At 73.3% G+C, this 1,027-nt stretch carries 1 protein-coding gene; it reads left to right on the top strand.

Going from position 1 to position 1,027, the window contains the following annotated elements; translation table 11 throughout:
- The coding region (locus AOK15_RS39730) for a beta-galactosidase (RefSeq protein WP_205632311.1) at positions 1–926 on the top strand (926 nt) is incomplete at its 5' end.
- Positions 927–1,027: the final 101 nt, after the last annotated feature.

Below are 1,027 nucleotides of genomic sequence, written 5' to 3'. Positions count from 1 at the left end.
GCACCGACAGCCAGATCTGGCAGGACGTCATGCGGCTCGGCGCCGATCTGCGGGCCCTCGCCGAAGTGAGCGGCAGCACCAGCCCCGCCCGGGTCGCCATCGTCTGGGACTGGAACGCCCGTTGGGCCATGGAGCTGCCCTCCCAGCCCAGCCGCGAACTCCGCTTCCAGGACCTGGTGAGGGACTGGTACACACCGTTGTGGAAGGCCGGCGTGGCGGTCGACTTCGTACGTCCCGACAGCCCCGACCTCGACCGCTACCGGCTCGTCCTCGCGCCCAGCCTGTACCTGGTCGACGACGCGGGTGCGACCAACCTGGCGGCGTTCGTCGCGCACGGCGGCACCCTCGCCGTGGGCTTCCACAGTGGTGTGGTGGACGAGAACTGCCATGTCCGCCTGGGGGGTTACCCGGGCGCCTTCCGGGAGGTCCTCGGGGTGCACGGCGACGAGCCGTTCCCCCTGCTGCCGGGACAGACGGTCGGCCTGGCCGGCCAGGTCCCGCAGGACGCGACCGCCGACCTGTGGACCGAACGCATCCGGCTCACCGGGGCGGAGGCCGTCGCCACGTACGCCGACGGACCGCTGGCCGGCGTCCCGGCCATCACTCGCCACGCGTACGGCAGCGGCACCGCCTGGTATCTCGCCACCCACCCGGACACCACCACCCTGGCCGCTGTCCTGGGGCGCGTCCGCGTCGAGGCGGGCGTGCGTCCGGAGTGTGAGGTGCCGGCCGGCATCGAGGTGGTCCGGCGGAGGGGCGCCGAGGCCGACTACCTCTTCCTGATCGACCACGCCGGCCACGGCGCCGAGATCCCCGCCGAAGGGATCGAACTCCTCACCGGCAAACCGGTCGTGGGCTCCGTCACCGTCCCCGAAGGAGGCGTCGCAGTCGTCCGCGAGGCGACGCCCGGACCGACTGCCGGGTGAGGTGGAGGGAGTGGCGTACCTACGCCGCCCCCCCCCGCGCGGTACGGACGTGTCCCGTCTCCGACGGGCACTGGCCGCCAGGTCGGGCTGACGGCCCGCCA

Origin of the sequence: Streptomyces ossamyceticus (assembly GCF_001418475.1) — a bacterium.
In the GTDB taxonomy this organism is placed as follows: domain Bacteria; phylum Actinomycetota; class Actinomycetes; order Streptomycetales; family Streptomycetaceae; genus Streptomyces; species Streptomyces ossamyceticus.
This window is presented reverse-complemented; position numbering and strand designations above follow the sequence as displayed.